Below are 19,667 nucleotides of genomic sequence, written 5' to 3' on the forward strand. Positions count from 1 at the left end.
CAGGCCGCTCATCCAGAAAGCTTCCAGCGGATTTCCAACTTATCGGGAATTGGTACACAGGTCAAATGGCAATCTTATTTATACAAAATTGTGCTAAAGAGTATTTATTATATTGATTTAAAAAGATATTTAACTATTTTTACAAGCACCGAAAGCGTTGGGAAGCGACTGAAGAGTGTGATCTGACTCACTGTATGAAAGCGGTATTATCGATGTAGCGTGCTGAAATGCTGATTTATAGCAGAATAATACGCTGGTGATCTGTTCGGGCCCGCATAAAATCACTGTTTTTCAGTGTTGGCGCTATAAATGAAAAAAACAATCAGAACATAAGGAAAAGTAATTACGCGCTGGGTGAATTAAATCTCGGTTATCGTGATTATTTATTCATATAGATAAAGGCCGTCCAGGGCGATTGATCCAGGTCATCGCCGACGGAGGCTAAAAATGGCAGGCTTGTCCCCTTTCTTCGGGACGGTCTATCAGATTATGCAGTTACAGAAATTAGTCAATATGTTTGGTGGGGATCTTTTGCAGCGCTATGGGCAAAAGGTTCATAAGCTGACGCTGCACGGCGGCTTTAGCTGTCCGAACCGCGATGGCACCATCGGACGTGGCGGCTGTACGTTCTGCAACGTGGCCTCGTTTGCGGACGAGGCCCAGCAGCATAAATCCATCGCGGAGCAGCTCGCGCATCAGGCCAGCCTTGTAAACCGTGCAAAGCGGTATCTGGCCTATTTCCAGGCCTATACCAGCACATGGGCGGAAGTGCAGGTGCTGCGTTCGATGTATCAGCAGGCGGTTGCTCAGGCGAACATTGTCGGGCTGTGCGTCGGTACGCGCCCGGACTGCGTGCCCGACGCGGTGCTGGATTTACTCAGCGAATATAAAGAGCAGGGCTACGAGATTTGGCTGGAGCTGGGCCTGCAGAGCGCGCACGACAAAACCCTGCACCGTATTAATCGCGGCCATGATTTTGCCTGCTACCAGCGTACCACGCGCCTCGCCCGCGCGCGTGGGCTAAAAGTCTGCTCGCATCTGATAGTCGGCTTGCCCGGCGAAGGGCAGCAGCACGGCCTTGAGACGCTGGAAAAAGTCGTTGAGACAGGCGTGGACGGTATCAAGCTGCATCCGCTGCATATCGTGAAGGGCAGCATAATGGCGAAAGCGTGGGAAGCGGGGCGCTTAAGCGGCATTGAGCTCGACGACTATACCGCGACGGCGGGGGAGATGATTCGCCACACGCCGCCGGAGGTTGTTTACCACCGACTCTCAGCCAGCGCGCGCCGCCCAACGCTGCTGGCACCGCTCTGGTGCGAGAACCGCTGGACGGGAATGGTAGAGATCGACCGCTATCTGCATGAGCACGGCGTGCAGGGGTCGGCGCTGGGAAGGCCGTGGGTTCCTCGTCTACCGTCGACGGCCGCCTAACAGGCTTCCCAGCATGCCGCGCACAATCTGATTCGTGACCTGCCGCGCTGCGCTCTTCGCCATGGTTTGCACCACGCCATCGCGCTTGCCGCCGCGCGGTCCGGTGGTGCCAAACAGAATATCTTTTAGCCCGCCGAGAATGCCGTCATCCACGGCGACAGACTGCCCTTTGGCCGCGGGAGCATCCTGGGCATCTGTAGTTGCCTGCACCCCTTTTTGCAGCATCTCAAACACGGATTCGCGATCCACCTCGTCTTCATACTTTCCGTAAACGGGGGAGTGGTTAATCAGGCCGTTGCGTTCGTCATCAGTGACCGGGCCCATGCGTGAACAGGGTGCTATCACCATCGCACGTTCCACAACGGTTGGGCTGCCCTTCGCGTCCAGGAAGGAAACCAACGCTTCACCGGTGCCCAGCGCCTGAATCTCGGCTTCGGTATCAAACGCCGGATTGGCGCGCATGGTTTGAGCGGCGGCTTTGACGGCTTTCTGATCTTTGGGAGTATAGGCGCGAAGGGCGTGCTGCACCCGGTTACCCAGCTGTCCCAGCACGTTGTCAGGAATATCGGACGGGTTTTGCGACACAAACCAGACACCGACGCCTTTGGAACGGATCAGGCGAATAACCTGCTCAATTTTGTCCAGCAACACCTGCGGCGCATCGTTGAACAGCAGGTGCGCTTCGTCAAAGAAGAACACCAGTTTTGGCTTCTCAAGATCGCCTGCCTCAGGCAGTTGCTCATAGAGCTCGGAGAGCATCCACAGCAGGCTGGCAGCGTAAAGCTTCGGCATCTGGTAGAGCTTCTCTGCGCTCAGGATATTGATGATGCCTTTGCCGCTGCTGTCGGTGCGCATCCAGTCTTTGATGTCCAGCATGGGCTCGCCGAAGAAGTGCTCGGCACCCTGCTGCTCCAGCGTCAGTAACCCACGCTGAATGGCGCCGACTGAGGCGCTGCTGATATTGCCGTACTGGTTCTGGAACGATTTAGCGTTATCGCCGATATACTGGGTAATGGCCCGCAGGTCTTTGAAATCGAGCAGCAGCAGACCCTGGTCATCGGCAATGCGGAAGATAATATTCAGCACGCCGGACTGCACGTCGTTGAGGTTCAGGAGACGGGCCAGCAGCAGCGGACCGAGATCGGAGACGGTGGCACGCACCGGGTGACCTTTTTCACCAAAGATATCCCATAGCACTACCGGATTGCCGTGCGGCGTCCAGTCCGTAACGCCGATGTTTTTCAGGCGTTCGAGCAGTTTTTCCGACGCCGTACCCGCCTGAGCCACCCCGGTTAAATCGCCCTTCACGTCAGCCATAAAGACCGGTACGCCAGTCTCCGACAATGACTCCGCCAGCTTTTGCAGGGTGACGGTTTTCCCCGTCCCGGTTGCGCCTGTGATCAGGCCATGACGGTTTGCCATTGCGGGCAGTAAAAACAGCTCTTTTTCCAGCGTCCTGGCGATTAACAATGGTGTACTCATGATGCACGTCCTCTCTTAGTCCTGGGTGGAGTATAGGCAACCTGACGGCGAAATGTCTGCGTAAATTCCTTACTTTGCGGCGCATTATCCAGTGCGGACTATGCTTTTGCATACGGTAAACAAATTTTTGGGAAACTATGTCCAGATTCTTTTTTAACGACCGCAAACAGCTTGTCAACGATGCCATTGAAGGCATACTCCTCTCCGCGCCGCACGGTAATCTCGTCAAACTTGATATCGATCCGGCCATCCGCGTAGTGGCGCGCGGCGACTGGGATAAAAGCCGCGTAGCGGTCATCTCCGGCGGTGGTTCCGGTCACGAACCGGCGCATGCGGGATTCGTCGGTAAAGGGATGCTTACGGCGGCAGTGTGTGGCGATCTGTTCGCCTCTCCGAGCGTGGATGCGGTGCTGAACGCCATCGTTGCGGTCACGGGCGACCGTGGCTGCCTGCTGATTGTGAAAAACTATACCGGCGACCGTCTTAACTTTGGTCTGGCCGCTGAAAAAGCCAAACGCTACGGCCTGAAGGTGGAGATGGTTATCGTGGCGGATGACATCGCCCTGCCGGACAACAGGCAGCCGCGCGGCATCGCGGGAACCGCGCTGGTGCACAAGATTGCCGGGTACGCGGCAGAACAGGGGAAGTCATTAAGCGAAGTGCGGGATATTGCGCAACAGGCCTGCGATAACCTCTGGAGCCTGGGGGTGGCGATGCAAACCTGCAACCTGCCGGGTAGCGATGAAGAAGAAGGAAGGATCAAACAGGGCCATGTGGAGCTGGGGCTGGGCATTCACGGCGAGCCTGGGGCATCCGTGGTGGATACGCAGAACAGCAGGGCGATTATCGACACGTTAATTACGCCGCTGAAGGCCCAGGCGGGAACGGGGCGCTTTGCGGTACTGATCAATAACCTCGGCGGCGTGTCGGCGCTGGAGATGGCTTTGCTGACCAAAGAGCTGGCGCACTCGGCGCTGAAAGACGAGATTGCGTGGCTGATTGGCCCCGCGCCGCTGGTCAGCGCGCTGGATATGAAAGGCTTTTCGCTGACGCTGCTGAAGCTTAACGATTACTTCGAAAAGGCGATCCGCTCCGAGGTAGAAACGCTGGGCTGGCAGAAACCCGTCGCGTTTGCGCCGCTGCGTACCGTCCCGCATAGCGCCATCCACGACCGCGTGGAATACGCCCCGTCGGACAATCCGCAGGTGCGGGCATACGTTTCCGCGGTAACGAAAACGCTGAGCCAGCTGGAAAACCGCCTGAATGCGCTGGATGCGAAAGTCGGCGATGGCGATACCGGCTCTACCTTTGCGCAAGGCGCGCGGGATATTGCGCAGCGTCTTGAGGAGAACGCCCTTCCTCTTAACGAGGTATCGACGTTACTCCTGCTGGTGGGCGAACGGCTGGCAACCGTAATGGGCGGATCGAGCGGCGTATTAATGTCGATCTTCTTCACGGCGGCCGGGCAAAAGCTTCATGACGGACAATCGCTTGCGGATGCGCTGCTGAGCGGGCTGGCGCAAATGAAGCAGTATGGCGGGGCAGATCTCGGCGATCGCACGCTGATCGACGCGCTGCAGCCGGCGCTTGAGGCGTTGCAGAAAGGCGATGTTCAGGCAGCAGCGCAGGCCGCGCAGCAGGGGGCGGAGTCAACGGCGAAAATGGAGAAAGCCGGTGCGGGGCGCTCGTCGTATGTGAACAAAGAGAATCTGGACGGCGTGATGGATCCGGGGGCGGTTGCGGTGGCAGAGGTGTTTAAGGCCATGGTGGAAGCAAAACGGTAACAGCCGTTACCGTTTTTAGTGTTTGCACCCTCTCCCACAGGGAGAGGGTTGGGGCGAGGGCTCCAGGCCGCACATACCCCAGCACCGTCAGATTAAAAATCCGCTTTCAACACCACGCGGTAACGGGCTTTACCGTCACGCACGTGCTGGATGGCTTCATTGATTTTTGACATGGGATACAGCTCGGTGGTTGGCGCCACTTTGGTGCGTCCGGCAAACTTCATCAGCTTGCGCAGTTCGTATGGCGTACCGGTTGCAGAGCCGGATACGCTGCGATCGCCGCCGATCAGGGTAAATGCCGGAACCGGCAGCGGCTTCATCACCGCACCTACGGTGTGGAAGTTACCGCCATAGGCCAGCGCTTCAAAGTACGGCTGCCAGTTAAGATCGACGTTCACGGTGTTGATGATCAGATCGAACTGGCCCGCCAGCGCGTTCAGCGCGTCAGGATCGCGGCTGTTCACCACTTTATCCGCGCCCATCGCCAGCACTTCTTGCTCTTTTGCCGGGTTAGAGCTGAACGCAGTAACTTCACAGCCCATCGCATGCAGCAGCTTGATGGCGATATGGCCCAGTCCGCCAATACCAATCACGCCTACGCGGCTGGTGGCGGTGACGTGGTGCATCAGCAGCGGTTTAAAGACGGTAATACCGCCGCACAGCAGCGGGCCGGCGGATTCAATATCGATGCTGTCCGGCAGCGGGATAACCCATTGCCAGTCGGCGCGCAGCTTATCGGCAAAGCCGCCCTTGTTCAGAATGGTTGGAACAGCGCCTTCCGTGCAGTTAACCTGATTACCGCTGATACAGGCGTCGCAGTGGCCGCAGCTGCGTGCCGTCCAGCCAATGCCCACGCGCTGGCCAACCTTCAGCCCTTTGTCCTGCGCGGCGCTACCGAGCGCTGCAACGCGGCCAATGACTTCGTGCCCGGCAACCAGCGGATAGCTGGAGAAGCCCCATTCGTTGTCGATCATGGAGAGATCGGAGTGGCAGATCCCGCAGTAATCAACCTGTACCTCGACGTCTTCCGCTTTTAGTTCGCCCGCATCATATTCGTACAGCTCAAGCTCTGCACCCGCCTGCGGTGCGGCGTAGCTTTTTATCTTCGACATCGCGTTTCCCCTGTTTTGGTGTGAACTGTGAGTGTAGAGCATTCAGTTTACAGCCGCTTAACAGAAGAGGGCAGGAACAAAATTTACAGACTTTTCAGCATTCTGACTTCGCAGTCGACGTGGCCAGTGCAGCCCAGCGGCGCATCGATATGCTCAAAGCCGAGACGTTCATACAGGCCAATGGCCTCTTTAAGGAAGGCGGTGGTTTCTAGATAACAGCGTTTAAAGCCCTGCGAGCGCGCCTGTTCCAGGGCAACCAGCGCCAGCTTTTTCGCCAGGCCCTGGCCGCGTATCGTCGGCAGGAAATACATTTTCTGTAGTTCACAGATATCCGGCTCGCTGCAAAGCAGGGGCGCAATGCCGCCGCCGCCCACCACCCGGCCGTCCTGCTCGATGACCCAGTAAGCATGGCCTGGCTGGCTATAAAGCTGGAAAAGTTCGTCCAGATTGGGATCGGCTACGGTATAGCCTTTGTCGGCGGTCAGGCCATACTCGGCAGAGACCGTGCGGATAACGGCGGCGATTGACGGGTTGTCTTGCACAGCGATCCGACGCATTGTCGTCGCGACGGGGGTAATCACGCTCATAGCATTACTCATGACAAAAATTGACACACAGCTGCTGTTAATAGCACCGCAGGAAGGGGAGTGCAAGCGAGGAGTTTTCAGGAAGAAAACCCCTTACGCCCTGAAGCGTAAGGGGTAAAGCATTACAGGGCTGCGATAACGGCCTGCTGCTCGATCAGTTTGGTTTTCGCATCGGCGAAGGCAACCAGGCGCTCACGCTCTTTGGCGATGACCGCTTCCGGCGCGCGGGCCACAAAGCCTTCGTTCGCCAGCTTGCTTTCGATTTTGCCAATTTCCACATCGACTTTCGCCACTTCTTTCGCCAGGCGAGCCAGCTCAGCGTCTTTGTCGATCAGGCCTGCCATCGGGATCAGCAGCTCGGCGCCGTCGATGATTTTGGTTACGGAAACCGGACCTTTGTCATCCGCAGGCAGCACGGTGATGTTTTCCAGACGCGCCATGGTTTTCAGGAAGGTGTTGTTCTCGTTTACCCGACGAACGGCAGCCTCGCTGCAGCCGCGCAGCAGCAGCTCAAGCGGTTTACCTGGCGCGATGTTCATTTCAGCACGGATGTTACGTACCGCAACGATTGCCTGTTTCAGCCACTCGGTATCCGCTGATGCGGCTTCATCGACCTTAGCCGCATCGAATTCCGGGAACGGCTGCAGCATGATGGTATCGGCGTTGATGCCGGCAATCACCTTCACGCGCTGCCAGATGGTTTCGGTGATGAATGGAATGACCGGATGCGCCAGGCGCAGCAGACCTTCCAGAACGGTAATCAGCGTGTTGCGCGTGCCGCGCAGCTCTGCTTCAGAACCGCCGTTCATTACCGGCTTCGCCAGCTCCAGGTACCAGTCACAGAACTGGTTCCAGGTGAATTCGTACAGGATGCCCGCCGCGATGTCGAAGCGGTAGCTGTCCAGCGCGTCGCGGAACGCTTTCACCGTCTGGTTAAATTCCGCCAGGATCCAGCGGTCTGCCAGAGACAGCGTCATTTCGCCGCCGTTAAAGCCGCAGTCCTGATCTTCGGTGTTCATCAGCACGAAGCGGCTGGCGTTCCACAGCTTGTTACAGAAGTTACGGTAACCTTCCAGACGCTTCATGTCCCAGTTAATGTCGCGGCCGGTGGAGGCCAGCGCCGCCAGGGTGAAGCGCAGGGCGTCGGTACCGTGAGCCTCAATACCGTTCGGGAACTGCTTCTCGGTGCGCTTGCGGATTTTATCAGCCAGCTGCGGCTGCATCATGTTGCCGGTACGTTTTTCCAGCAGATCTTCCAGAGAGATACCGTCAACCATATCCAGCGGGTCAATCACGTTACCCTTGGATTTGGACATCTTCTGGCCTTCATCGTCACGGATCAGACCGGTCATGTAGACGGTATGGAACGGAACCTGCGGTTTACCGTCTTCGTCTTTAATGAAGTGCATGGTCATCATGATCATGCGGGCGATCCAGAAGAAGATGATGTCGAAGCCGGACACCATTACGCTGGTTGGGTGGAACTGACGCAGCGCGTCGGTGTTCTCTGGCCAGCCGAGGGTTGAGAAGGTCCACAGCGCGGAGGAGAACCAGGTATCCAGCACGTCTTCGTCCTGACGCAGCGCCACGTCGGCACTCAGGTTATTTTCCTGACGCACTTCGTCTTCACTGCGGCCAACGTAAACGTTGCCTTCGTTGTCGTACCATGCCGGGATTCGGTGACCCCACCACAGCTGACGGGAGATACACCAGTCCTGAATATCGCGCATCCAGGAGAAGTACATGTTTTCGTACTGCTTCGGCACGAACTGAATGCTGCCGTTCTCAACCGCTTCTACGGCCGGTTTCGCCAGCACGTCGGCACGCACGTACCACTGGTCGGTCAGCATTGGCTCGATCACCACGCCGCCACGGTCGCCGTACGGCACGGTCAGATCGTGAGGTTTGATCTCTTCGAGCAGGCCGAGCGCGTCAACGGCGGCCACGATGGCTTTACGCGCGGCAAAGCGCTCCAGCTTCTGGAACTCAGCCGGAATGTCGCTTGAGTAAACGTCGGATTCGTTGCCTTTGGTGTCGTACACTTCTGCGCTTTCACGGATATCGCCGTCGAAGGTCAGAATGTTGATCATCGGCAGGGCGTGGCGGCGACCCACTTCATAGTCGTTGAAGTCGTGCGCCGGGGTGATTTTCACGCAGCCGGTGCCTTTTTCCATGTCGGCGTGTTCGTCGCCCACAATCGGAATACGGCGGTTTACCAGCGGCAGCACCACAAATTTGCCGATCAGATCTTTATAACGCGGATCTTCCGGGTTGACGGCCACGCCGGTATCGCCCAGCAGGGTTTCCGGACGAGTGGTCGCGACGACCAGGTAATCTTTACCGTCTGCGGTTTTTGCGCCGTCGGCCAGCGGATAGCGGATGTGCCACATGGAGCCTTTAGACTCGCGGTTTTCCACTTCCAGGTCAGAGATCGCGGTGCGCAGTTTCGGGTCCCAGTTTACCAGGCGCTTGCCGCGGTAAATCAGGTCTTCTTTGTACAGACGGACGAAAACTTCTTTCACGGCATTGGAAAGGCCTTCGTCCATGGTGAAGCGCTCGCGCTCCCAGTCCACGGAGTTGCCAAGGCGGCGCATCTGACGGGTAATGGTGCCGCCGGATTCCGCTTTCCACTGCCAGATTTTATCGATGAACGCGTCGCGACCGTAGTCGTGGCGGGTTTTACCTTCTTCAGCGGCAATTTTACGCTCAACCACCATCTGGGTTGCGATACCCGCGTGGTCGGTCCCCGCCTGCCACAGGGTGTTTTTGCCCTGCATGCGCTGGTAGCGGATCATGGTGTCCATGATGGTCTGCTGGAAAGCATGCCCCATATGCAAACTGCCGGTGACGTTCGGCGGCGGGATCATGATGCAGAAGGACTCTTTGCTTTCGTCGCCGTTAGGCTTGAAATAGCCCTGCTGTTCCCAGTGCTCGTAAAGCGGCTGTTCGATATCGCGTGGGTTATATGTCTTTTCCATTATTTCCAGGTTGCCGTATTCAGGTTAAAACCGGCCAGGCGGTACGCTTTATAGCGTTCGCGCGCCAGTTGTTTCAAAGATTCTTCGTAAGGGACAAAGTCTACCACTTCTGTGAAAGCGGTGGCAAAATCTGCAAAGTCTGTGCGCAGGCTAATGAGAATGTCGCGCGCGCTGCTGTTACGCTTTTGCGGCCAGGCAATTTCAACCGGCGCTCCGCCGCGCGGACCTTCGCCCGAGAGGTTATGCGGAACAAAACTCTCCGGCGGGCGGGCCCATAGCGCTTCATCAAGGCGAATCGCCTGCTGCTCATCTTCACAGGCAATCAACACGCGTTTACCCGCGCGCCAACGTTCTGCGGCAATTTCACACACCAGCTGTTCTACGGCGCTGAGGCCGTCCTGATGGGTGTCGTTGTCCAGAAGGTAGAACGTTGCATTCTTCATATGTGGGGCTTCTTGTGCTCATTTTAAATGCTTAAGCCGGGCGGCGGCTGCGCCTTACCCGGCCTGCGGTTTACTGCCGTACCGTGTTACTCGTCGCCGTTAAAACCCGCACGGTTCAACAGGAACTGCGACAGCAGCGCAACCGGACGGCCGGTCGCGCCCTTGGCTTTACCGGAGCGCCATGCAGTGCCGGCGATGTCCAGGTGCGCCCAATTGTATTTACGGGTGAAGCGCGCCAGGAAGCAGCCCGCGGTGATGGCCCCGCCAGGGCGACCGCCGATGTTCGCCATGTCCGCGAAGTTAGACTCCAGCTGTTCCTGGAACTCATCGCCCAGCGGCAGGCGCCACGCGCGGTCCCCAGCCTGTTCAGACGCGCCGATAAGCTCGTGCGCCAGCGGATTGTGGTTCGACATCAGGCCGGTGATGTGGTGGCCCAGCGCAATCACGCAGGCACCGGTCAGGGTGGCAACGTCGATTACCGCTTCAGGGTCGAAGCGCTCAACGTAGGTCAGCACGTCGCACAGCACCAGGCGGCCTTCGGCGTCGGTGTTAAGCACCTCGACGGTCTGGCCTGACATGGTGGTCAGCACGTCGCCCGGACGATAAGCGCGCCCGCCAGGCATGTTTTCGCAGCCAGCCAGCACGCCGACCACGTTGATTGGCAGCTGAAGCTCTGCAACCATGCGCATGACGCCGTATACCGCCGCCGCGCCGCACATGTCGTATTTCATCTCATCCATGCCCTCAGAAGGCTTGATAGAGATACCGCCGGAGTCGAAGGTCAGGCCTTTACCGACGAGCACGATCGGACGCGCATCTTCAGACGGATTCCCTTTGTACTCGATGACCGACATCAGGGATTCGTTCTGAGAGCCGTTACCGACCGCCAGATAAGAGTGCATCCCCAGCTCTTTCATCTGCTGTTCGCCGATAACGCGGGTGATGACGTTTTTGCTGTAGGAGTCAGCCAGCTGGCGCGCCTGAGACGCCAGATAGGCGGCGTTACAGATGTTTGGCGGCATATTGCCGAGATCTTTCGCAGCTTTAATACCGGCAGCAATCGCCAGACCGTGCTGGATGGCGCGCTCGCCGCTGGTCAGCTCGCGACGGGTTGGCACGTTAAAGACCATCTTGCGCAGCGGGCGACGCGGCTCGCTTTTGGTGGTCTTCAGCTGATCGAAGCTGTAGAGGCTCTCTTTTGCGGTTTCGACAGCCTGGCGCACTTTCCAGTACGTGTTGCGGCCCTTAACGTGCAGCTCGGTCAGGAAGCAGACGGCTTCCATCGAACCAGTATCATTCAGTGTATTAATCGTTTTCTGAATAACCTGCTTGTACTGGCGCTCATCAAGCTCACGTTCTTTACCGCAGCCAATCAGCAGAATACGCTCGGACAGGACGTTCGGAACATGGTGCAGCAACAGGGTCTGCCCTGGTTTGCCTTCCAGTTCGCCACGGCGCAGCAGGGCGCTGATATAGCCGTCGCTGATTTTATCGAGCTGCTCGGCGATCGGGGAGAGTCGGCGTGGTTCGAAGACGCCCACAACGATGCAGGCACTCCGCTGTTTCTCCGGGCTACCGCTTTTTACACTGAACTCCATGCACTACGCTCCTGAATCTTAAAGACAACGGCGGCGGCTACGGATAGAATTGAAACCTTTCGTAACTCATGTCCGCCGTTGTGGTGACTTCGTGTTAATCTTACGTTACTACGGTTTCGACACGTCAAAAAATGTCATGAAGCGCGAATCCGCCGGGTTTTTTAATCTTAGCGATGATTTCGACGACTCAAGAGAATAAATGACGTTTAAGCCATGAAACAAGCTAAATTCCTGCATAAGACGAGTTTTAACGGGCGTATTTAAAGTGATAATCATAAGATATCTGGTTCGGGAGACGCTGAAGAGCCAACTGGCGATCCTCTTTATCCTCCTTCTGATCTTTTTCTGTCAGAAGCTGGTCAGGATCCTCGGCGCGGCGGTCGATGGCGAAATCCCAACGAATCTGGTGCTTTCCCTGCTCGGGCTTGGCGTGCCGGAAATGGCGCAGCTGATCCTGCCGTTAAGCCTGTTCCTCGGTTTGCTGATGACGCTGGGTAAGCTCTATACCGAAAGTGAAATCACCGTGATGCACGCCTGCGGCCTCAGTAAAGCCGTACTGGTGAAAGCCGCCATGGTGCTTGCGCTGTTTACGGGCATCGTTGCTGCTGTCAACGTGATGTGGGCAGGGCCGACCTCTTCCCGTCATCAGGATGAAGTGCTGGCAGAAGCGAAAGCGAACCCCGGCATGGCGGCGCTTGCGCAGGGCCAGTTCCAGCAGGCGACCGACGGTAACTCTGTTTTGTTTATCGAAAGCGTTGATGGCAGCCGCTTTAACGATGTGTTTCTTGCTCAGTTGCGCCCGAAAGGCAACGCTCGTCCTTCCGTGGTGGTGGCGGATTCCGGCCAGCTGGCGCAGCGTAAAGATGGCTCTCAGGTTGTCACGCTAAACAAAGGAACGCGTTTCGAAGGCACGGCAATGCTGCGTGACTTCCGCATTACGGATTTCCAGAACTACCAGGCTATTATCGGTCACCAGGCCGTTGCGCTCGATCCTACGGACACCGAGCAGATGGATATGCGCACCTTGTTTAACACCAATACCGATCGTGCGCGTGCCGAGCTGCACTGGCGTATTACGCTGGTATTCACAGTATTTATGATGGCGCTGATGGTCGTGCCGCTGAGCGTGGTCAACCCGCGCCAGGGCCGCGTGCTGTCCATGCTGCCGGCGATGCTGCTGTATCTGGTGTTCTTCCTGCTGCAAACCTCAATCAAGTCTAACGGCGGGAAAGGCAAAATTGACCCGATGATCTGGACCTGGGTCGTGAATGGTTTGTATCTGCTGCTGGCAGTAGGACTCAACTTATGGGACACGGTGCCTGTGCGTCGTATTCGTGCCCGGTTTACGCGTAAAGGAGCCATCTAATGCAGGCGTTTGGCGTACTTGACCGCTATATCGGTAAAACCATTTTTACCACCATCATGATGACGCTGTTTATGCTGGTGTCGCTCTCCGGCATTATCAAATTTGTCGATCAGCTGAAAAAAGCCGGGCAGGGCAGCTACGACGCGCTGGGCGCCGGAATGTATACCCTGCTCAGCGTACCAAAAGATGTGCAGATCTTCTTCCCGATGGCGGCCCTGCTGGGTGCGCTGCTGGGGCTGGGCATGCTGGCACAGCGAAGCGAACTGGTGGTGATGCAGGCGTCGGGCTTTACCCGTATGCAGGTAGCGCTGTCGGTGATGAAAACCGCGATCCCGCTGGTGCTGCTGACCATGGCGATTGGCGAATGGGTTGCGCCGCAGGGCGAACAGATGGCGCGTAACTACCGCGCTCAGGCCATGTACGGTGGTTCACTGCTTTCCACGCAGCAGGGGTTATGGGCCAAAGATGGCCAGAACTTCGTTTATATCGAACGCGTGAAAGGGGATGACGAGCTGGGCGGCGTGAGTATTTATGCCTTTAACGATCAGCGTCGTTTACAGTCCGTGCGCTATGCCGCCTCTGCCAAATTTGATGCGAATAACAAGCTGTGGCGTTTATCGCAGGTTGATGAGTCTAACCTGACCGACCCGAAACAGATCACCGGCTCGCAGACGGTGAGCGGCACCTGGAAAACCAACCTGACCCCGGACAAACTTGGCGTGGTGGCGCTTGACCCGGATGCGCTCTCCATCAGCGGTCTGCATAACTACGTGAAGTATCTGAAATCCAGCGGGCAGGATGCGGGACGTTACCAGCTCAACATGTGGAGCAAAATCTTCCAGCCGCTGTCCGTTGCGGTAATGATGCTGATGGCGCTGTCGTTCATCTTTGGTCCACTGCGTAGCGTGCCGATGGGCGTACGCGTGGTAACCGGTATCAGCTTCGGCTTCGTCTTCTACGTCCTCGATCAGATTTTTGGCCCGCTGACGCTGGTGTATGGCATTCCGCCGATTATCGGTGCGCTGCTGCCGAGCGCCAGCTTCTTCCTGATCAGCCTCTGGATGCTGCTTAAACGTTCCTGATATTTTATTTTCCTCGCTCCCGGCACCCCGGGGGCGAGGCTAATCTCCTGTTTCACCCCGCACTTTTTCTCACAACCTGCAACGCCTCGCTCTGAATTTGAGTATTATTGAGCGATAAAGTCGTGAAGGGATCCTCTATGAAGCAAATTCGAATGCTGGCCCAGTACTACGTAGACCTGATGATGAAGCTCGGGCTGGTGCGTTTTTCCATGCTGCTGGCGCTGGCGCTGGTGGTTCTGGCGATAGTGGTACAGATGGCCGTGACCATGGTCCTGCATGGTCAGGTCGAGAGTATCGACGTGATCCGTTCCATCTTCTTTGGCCTGCTGATCACGCCCTGGGCGGTCTACTTCCTCTCCGTGGTGGTCGAGCAACTGGAAGAATCCCGACAGCGCCTGTCGAGGCTGGTGGAAAAGCTGGAGGAGATGCGCGAGCGCGATCTCAAGCTCAACGTCCAGCTCAAGGACAATATTGCCCAGCTGAATCAGGAAATCTCAGATCGTGAGAAGGCCGAAGCCGAGCGTCAGGCCACGCTGGAGCAGCTCAAAATTGAGATGAAAGAGCGCGAAGTCACGCAGATCCAGCTTGAACAGCAGTCCTCTTTCCTGTGCTCGTTCCTGGATGCCTCTCCGGATCTCGTTTTCTATCGTAATGAAGATAAAGAGTTCTCCGGCTGTAACCGGGCTATGGAACTGTTGACCGGAAAAAGCGAAAAGCAGCTGATCCACCTGAAGCCTCAGGACGTCTATTCCGAAGAGGCGGCGGCAAAAGTGATGGAGACGGATGAAAAGGTGTTCCGTCATAACGTCTCGCTGACCTACGAGCAGTGGCTGGATTATCCCGATGGACGCAAGGCCTGCTTTGAGATCCGCAAAGTGCCTTATTGCGACCGCGTCGGCAAGCGTCATGGCCTGATGGGCTTTGGCCGCGATATCACCGAGCGTAAGCGCTACCAGGACGCGCTGGAGCGCGCCAGCCGTGACAAGACCACCTTCATCTCTACCATCAGCCACGAGCTGCGCACGCCGCTTAACGGCATTGTGGGGCTGAGCCGGATCCTGCTGGATACCGATCTGACCAGCGAGCAGGAAAAATACCTCAAAACGATCCACGTTTCAGCGGTTACGCTGGGGAATATCTTCAATGATATTATCGACATGGATAAGATGGAGCGCCGTAAAGTTCAGCTCGATAACCAGCCTGTTGATTTTACCGGCTTCCTCGCGGATCTGGAGAACCTGTCAGGTTTGCAGGCTCAGCAAAAAGGGCTGAGCTTCGTGATGGAGCCGACGCTGCCGCTGCCGCATAAGGTGGTGACGGACGGCACGCGTCTGCGTCAGATCCTGTGGAACCTCATCAGTAACGCCGTGAAGTTTACCCAGAAGGGGCAGGTTGCGGTGCGCATTCGCTACGACGAAGGGGACATGCTGCACTTTGAAGTTGAGGATTCGGGTATCGGCATTCCTCAGGAGGAGCAGGATAAGATCTTCGCCATGTACTATCAGGTCAAAGACAGCCACGGCGGTAAGCCGGCAACGGGCACGGGTATTGGCCTGGCGGTATCGAAACGGCTGGCGAAAAGTATGGGCGGGGATATCACCGTTGCCAGCCAGCCGGGTAAAGGCTCAACCTTTACGCTTACCATGCACGCGCCTGCCGTAGCTGAAGAGGTGGAAGATACCTTTGAGAACGACGATATGCCGCTGCCAGCCCTGCACGTTCTGCTGGTGGAAGATATTGAGCTGAACGTTATCGTCGCGCGGTCGGTGCTGGAAAAACTCGGCAACAGCGTGGATGTGGCGATGACCGGCAAAGCCGCGCTGGAGATGTTCACGCCGGGCGAGTACGACCTGGTGCTGCTCGATATTCAGCTACCGGACATGACCGGGCTGGATATCTCCCGTGAGCTGACGCGCAAATATGCCCCTGACGAGCTGCCGCCGCTGGTGGCGCTGACCGCGAACGTGCTGAAAGATAAAAAAGAGTACCTCGATGCCGGCATGGACGATGTGCTCAGCAAGCCGCTGGCGGTACCTGCCCTGACGGCGATGATCAAGAAGTTCTGGGATACCTGTGATGAAGAGGAGAGCACCATGACGTCAGTTGACAGCGCCAAAGCCCAAACGATACTGGATACCGCCATGCTGGAGCAGTATATCGATCTGGTGGGACCAAAACTGATCACCGATGGCCTTGCCGTGTTCGAGAAAATGATGCCGGGCTATCTGAACGTACTGGAGTCAAACCTGACGGCGCGTGACCAGAAGGGCATCGTAGAAGAGGGGCATAAAATCAAAGGCGCCGCCGGTTCCGTCGGGTTACGCCATCTCCAGCAGCTGGGCCAGCAGATCCAGTCGCCTGATTTACCTGCCTGGGAAGATAACGTCGGTGATTGGGTTGAGGAGATGAAGCAGGAGTGGCAAAACGATGTGGCGGTGCTGAAAGCCTGGGTCGAGTCCAGAAAAAAATGACCCCGGCTATACCGGGGTGCGCGAATACTGCGCCAACACCAGGGAAATCGTGGCTGCGCCTGATTTTTATGGGTGGTTTTCGCATGGGCGCCGCCTGAAATTTGAGGCCGCACGCAGATAAGATAGCAAATCTTAAACAGTTTGTTACATGAATCAGTGAAATGTGTGAAGCATAGCGTTTTAATCAGAATTTTTAATGTGCTTCAGCGGGTTGCATAGAAGGATCGACAGAATGAAAAAGATTGGTGTCGTGCTGAGCGGATGTGGTGTTTACGACGGGTCAGAGATACATGAGGCCGTATTAACGCTGCTGGCCTTATCCCGTCGGGAGGCTGACGTGATCTGCTTCGCGCCGGATAAAGCTCAGGCAGACGTGATTAATCATCTTACCGGCGAGCCGATGGCCGAAAGCCGTAACGTGCTGGTTGAAGCAGCGCGTATTGTGCGCGGCGACGTTCATCCGCTGGCGCAGGCCGATGCCGCTGAACTCGATGCCCTCATCGTGCCGGGCGGCTTTGGCGCGGCAAAAAACCTGAGCACCTTTGCAGCGGAGGGCGCGGCCTGTCAGGTCGATCCCGATCTGCAAGCGCTTTCGCAGGCGATGCATGCGGCAGGTAAGCCGCAGGGCTTTATCTGCATCGCCCCGGCCATGCTGCCGAAAATTTTTGATTTCCCGCTGCGGCTGACGATCGGAACCGACATCGATACCGCTGAGGTTATCGAGGATATGGGCGGTGAACACGTGCCTTGCCCGGTAGACGACATCGTGGTGGATGAGGATAACAAAATCATCACCACGCCGGCGTATATGCTGGCGCAAACCATCGCCGAGGCTGCCACGGGCATTGAAAAGCTGGTGGACAGAGTGCTGGTTCTTACCGAATGAGCCGTAAATTTACCCCCGCCGGGTGGTTAAAACGGCTTCTGTTGCGGATAGTGATGGTCCTGGCGGTTTTCTGGGGCGGAGGCATTGTGCTGTTCAGCTTCGTGCCCGTCCCGTTTTCCGCCGTGATGGCGGAGCGTCAGGCGAGTGCCTGGCTCTCGGGTGATTTCGGCTACGTTGCCCATTCAGACTGGGTGAGCATGGATGCGATCTCCCCGTGGATGGGGCTGGCGGTCATTGCCGCAGAGGACCAGAAGTTCCCGGAACACTGGGGCTTTGACGTGGCGGCCATCGAAAAGGCGCTTGATCACAACGAGCGCCATGAGAATCGCGTACGCGGCGCGTCGACGCTTTCCCAGCAGACGGCAAAAAACCTGTTCTTATGGGACGGTCGCAGCTGGGTGAGAAAAGGGCTGGAGGCCGGGCTGACGCTGGGGATTGAGACGGTGTGGAGCAAAAAACGGATCCTGACCGTCTATCTGAATATCGCGGAGTTTGGCGACGGCGTTTTTGGGGTCGAAGCCGCGTCGCAGCGCTATTTCGGCAAGCCCGCCAGCAGGCTGACGATGTCCGAAGCGGCGCTGCTTGCCGCCGTTCTGCCGAACCCTATCCGTTTTAAAGCCAGCGCGCCGTCAGGCTACGTGCGTAGCCGCCAGGCGTGGATCATGCGCCAGATGCAGCAGCTAGGTGGGCAAGGCTTTATGGAGAGAAAGGCGTTGATGTAGGGCGGGTACGCGGTGCGTTACCCGCCAGCAAAGCAGACGTTAGTCTTCGTCAAACCCGGCATTAAACAGCGCAATCACCGCCGCCAGCGCCTCTTCTTCCTGCGGGCCGGTGGCTTCAACTTCAATCTGGCGACCTTTGGCAGAATCCAGCATCAGCAGCGCAATCACGCTGTTGGCTTCTGCCTCGGTTCCCTCGTCATTGCGCAGCAGGACTTCAGCATCAAAACCCTGCATCAGCTCAAAAAGCTTCATCGCCGGGCGCGCGTGCATGCCCAGCTTATTGGTGATTTCGACGGTCTGCTTTACGGTCATGTTTTACGTTTTTCCAGCGTGCGATGACGGGACTGGACGTTCTTCCCGCGCGAGCGGAAGTAATCGGCCAGCTGTTCGGCAATGTACACCGAACGATGTTTACCGCCGGTACAGCCAATCGCCACCGTCAGGTAGCTGCGATTGTTTGTTTCCAGCATAGGTAACCATAGCTCAAGGTAGCTTCGCGTCTGGTAGATAAAATTGTGTACTTCTGTGTGTCGGTCAAGGAACGCCGCCACCGGTTTATCCAGGCCGGTCATAGGACGCAGTTTTGGATCCCAGTGCGGGTTCGGCAGGAAACGCACGTCGAAAACGTAATCCGCATCGATAGGAATACCGTGCTTAAAGCCGAAGGATTCAAACACCATCGTCAGTTCGCGCTCGCGCTTGCCGAGTAAACGGGTACGCAGCATTTCCGCCAGTTCATGGACGGACATTTCAGAGGTGTCGACAATCAAATCGGCGCGGGAGCGCAGCGGCTCCAGCAGATCGCTCTCTTTATCAATGGCGCTTTCCAGCGACAGATTTTTACTCGAAAGCGGGTGCAAGCGACGCGTATCGCTGTAGCGGCGGATCAGCGTATTGCGGTCAGCATCAAGGAACAGTAGCTGAGGCGAGAAATAATCTGGCAGGTTGTTCATCGCCTGCTCGAAGATCTCCGGTGATTCCGGCATGTTACGAACGTCGATACTGACGGCGGCAGAGATTTGTCTGTCCGCAAGCGTTCGCGCCAGGTCAGGTAACAACACTACCGGTAGGTTATCTACACAGTAAAAACCCATGTCTTCCAGCGCGCGCAGGGCCACGGACTTTCCGGATCCCGAACGACCGCTGACGATCATCAGCACCATATTCCGTTTCTCCTCAGGGCAGCAGTTCTGAAAGCCATCTCCCGATTATGCCTCATCCTGATTGCCTTCTGCTTCAGTGATAATTTGATAGAGCTCCTCATCACTTTGCGCGGAGCGCAGACGGCGACAAATGGTTTTATCCGCCAGACGTTTGGCAACCAGCGACAGCGTGTGCAGGTGGGTTTTGGTCTGATCAGCTGGAACCAGCAGCGCGAAGAGCAGATCGACAGGCTGGTTATCGATAGCGTCGAAGGCAATCGGCGTTTCCAGTTGCACAAACACGCCCACGGCACGCAGCGTATCTTCTTCCAGCTTGCCATGCGGGATCGCAATGCCGTTGCCGATGCCGGTACTGCCCATTTTTTCGCGGGTCAGAATGGCTTCAAACACGATCTGCGGCGGCAGACCCAGCTGTTTTGCGGCCAGTTCACTGATAATTTCCAGCGCACGTTTTTTGCTCTGGCAGTGAACGCCACTGCGGGTACATTCCTGGTTAAGGACGTTGCTCAGTTGAAGAGCGGAATCGTTGTTTATCATAATTTCACCTAAGCGCTAACCGTAC

The 19,667-nt window shown here is 56.8% G+C and carries 16 protein-coding genes; 7 read left to right on the top strand and 9 right to left on the bottom strand.

Features of this window, described 5'->3' with window-relative positions:
* Positions 1–489 precede the first annotated feature (489 nt).
* Complete coding sequence (locus tag HWQ14_RS07555) at positions 490–1,431, top strand: TIGR01212 family radical SAM protein (RefSeq protein WP_176611165.1); 942 nt, start codon at positions 490–492, stop codon at positions 1,429–1,431.
* On the opposite strand, the gene HWQ14_RS07560 is transcribed toward HWQ14_RS07555, so the two are convergent.
* Entirely contained in the window at positions 1,411–2,913 is a 1,503-nt protein-coding gene (locus tag HWQ14_RS07560) for a helicase HerA-like C-terminal domain-containing protein (protein WP_176609374.1), read from the bottom strand. The two genes, HWQ14_RS07555 and HWQ14_RS07560, sit on opposite strands and share 21 nt — an antisense overlap.
* Positions 2,914–3,050: 137 nt before the next feature.
* Between HWQ14_RS07560 and HWQ14_RS07565 the strand changes: the two genes are divergently transcribed.
* A complete protein-coding gene (locus HWQ14_RS07565) occupies positions 3,051–4,697 on the top strand; it encodes a glycerone kinase (RefSeq protein WP_148422348.1) in 1,647 nt (548 codons plus the stop codon).
* Between the two features lie 92 nt (positions 4,698–4,789).
* Here the strand turns inward: HWQ14_RS07565 and ahr are convergent, their stop codons facing one another.
* The 5 genes from ahr to pepA all read right to left on the bottom strand — a co-directional run bounded on the left by ahr (position 4,790) and on the right by pepA (position 11,415).
* Entirely contained in the window at positions 4,790–5,809 is a 1,020-nt protein-coding gene (gene ahr, locus HWQ14_RS07570; RefSeq protein WP_176609375.1) for an NADPH-dependent aldehyde reductase Ahr, read from the bottom strand.
* Positions 5,810–5,892: 83 nt separating this feature from the next.
* Positions 5,893–6,396 (bottom strand): GNAT family N-acetyltransferase, encoded by a 504-nt coding sequence (locus tag HWQ14_RS07575; RefSeq protein ID WP_148418298.1) that lies wholly within the window; start codon positions 6,394–6,396, stop codon positions 5,893–5,895.
* Positions 6,397–6,518: 122 nt separating this feature from the next.
* On the bottom strand, positions 6,519–9,374 hold the full coding sequence (locus HWQ14_RS07580; RefSeq protein ID WP_176609376.1) for a valine--tRNA ligase: 2,856 nt from the start codon (positions 9,372–9,374) through the stop codon (positions 6,519–6,521).
* Positions 9,374–9,817, bottom strand: coding sequence for a DNA polymerase III subunit chi (gene holC, locus HWQ14_RS07585; RefSeq protein WP_003861884.1), 444 nt, complete (start codon positions 9,815–9,817; stop codon positions 9,374–9,376). The genes HWQ14_RS07580 and holC overlap by 1 nt, the downstream gene beginning before the upstream one ends.
* An 86-nt stretch (positions 9,818–9,903) precedes the next feature.
* The gene (pepA, locus tag HWQ14_RS07590; protein WP_148418301.1) at positions 9,904–11,415 is read right to left on the bottom strand and encodes a leucyl aminopeptidase; all 1,512 of its coding nucleotides are present in this window, start codon (positions 11,413–11,415) and stop codon (positions 9,904–9,906) included.
* Between the two features lie 265 nt (positions 11,416–11,680).
* Here pepA and lptF point away from each other — a divergent pair, with 265 nt between their 5' ends.
* From lptF to mtgA, 5 genes are all read left to right on the top strand, one after another.
* Positions 11,681–12,781 (top strand): LPS export ABC transporter permease LptF, encoded by a 1,101-nt coding sequence (gene lptF / locus HWQ14_RS07595; protein ID WP_148418302.1) that lies wholly within the window; start codon positions 11,681–11,683, stop codon positions 12,779–12,781.
* Positions 12,781–13,863: an LPS export ABC transporter permease LptG gene (lptG, locus tag HWQ14_RS07600; protein ID WP_148418303.1), complete on the top strand. Its 1,083-nt coding sequence runs from the start codon at positions 12,781–12,783 to the stop codon at positions 13,861–13,863. The genes lptF and lptG overlap by 1 nt, the downstream gene beginning before the upstream one ends.
* A 137-nt stretch (positions 13,864–14,000) precedes the next feature.
* Entirely contained in the window at positions 14,001–16,334 is a 2,334-nt protein-coding gene (gene arcB, locus HWQ14_RS07605) for an aerobic respiration two-component sensor histidine kinase ArcB (RefSeq protein ID WP_176609377.1), read from the top strand.
* Positions 16,335–16,566: 232 nt separating this feature from the next.
* Positions 16,567–17,220, top strand: coding sequence for an isoprenoid biosynthesis glyoxalase ElbB (gene elbB, locus HWQ14_RS07610; RefSeq protein ID WP_176609378.1), 654 nt, complete (start codon positions 16,567–16,569; stop codon positions 17,218–17,220).
* Positions 17,217–17,942, top strand: coding sequence for a monofunctional biosynthetic peptidoglycan transglycosylase (mtgA, locus tag HWQ14_RS07615; RefSeq protein ID WP_176609379.1), 726 nt, complete (start codon positions 17,217–17,219; stop codon positions 17,940–17,942). The genes elbB and mtgA overlap by 4 nt, the downstream gene beginning before the upstream one ends.
* A gap of 39 nt (positions 17,943–17,981) precedes the next feature.
* Here mtgA and npr read toward each other — a convergent pair whose 3' ends face one another.
* The 3 genes from npr to ptsN are packed head-to-tail and all read right to left on the bottom strand — an operon-like array spanning position 17,982 to position 19,642.
* A complete protein-coding gene (npr, locus tag HWQ14_RS07620) occupies positions 17,982–18,254 on the bottom strand; it encodes a PTS phosphocarrier protein NPr (protein ID WP_003861872.1) in 273 nt (90 codons plus the stop codon).
* On the bottom strand, positions 18,251–19,105 hold the full coding sequence (rapZ, locus tag HWQ14_RS07625) for an RNase adapter RapZ (RefSeq protein WP_148418307.1): 855 nt from the start codon (positions 19,103–19,105) through the stop codon (positions 18,251–18,253). Before rapZ ends, npr begins: the two co-directional genes overlap by 4 nt.
* A gap of 45 nt (positions 19,106–19,150) precedes the next feature.
* On the bottom strand, positions 19,151–19,642 hold the full coding sequence (gene ptsN / locus HWQ14_RS07630; protein ID WP_148418308.1) for a PTS IIA-like nitrogen regulatory protein PtsN: 492 nt from the start codon (positions 19,640–19,642) through the stop codon (positions 19,151–19,153).
* Positions 19,643–19,667 lie beyond the last annotated feature (25 nt).

This window comes from Enterobacter cloacae (assembly GCF_013375935.1).
GTDB lineage: Bacteria > Pseudomonadota > Gammaproteobacteria > Enterobacterales > Enterobacteriaceae > Enterobacter > Enterobacter pasteurii.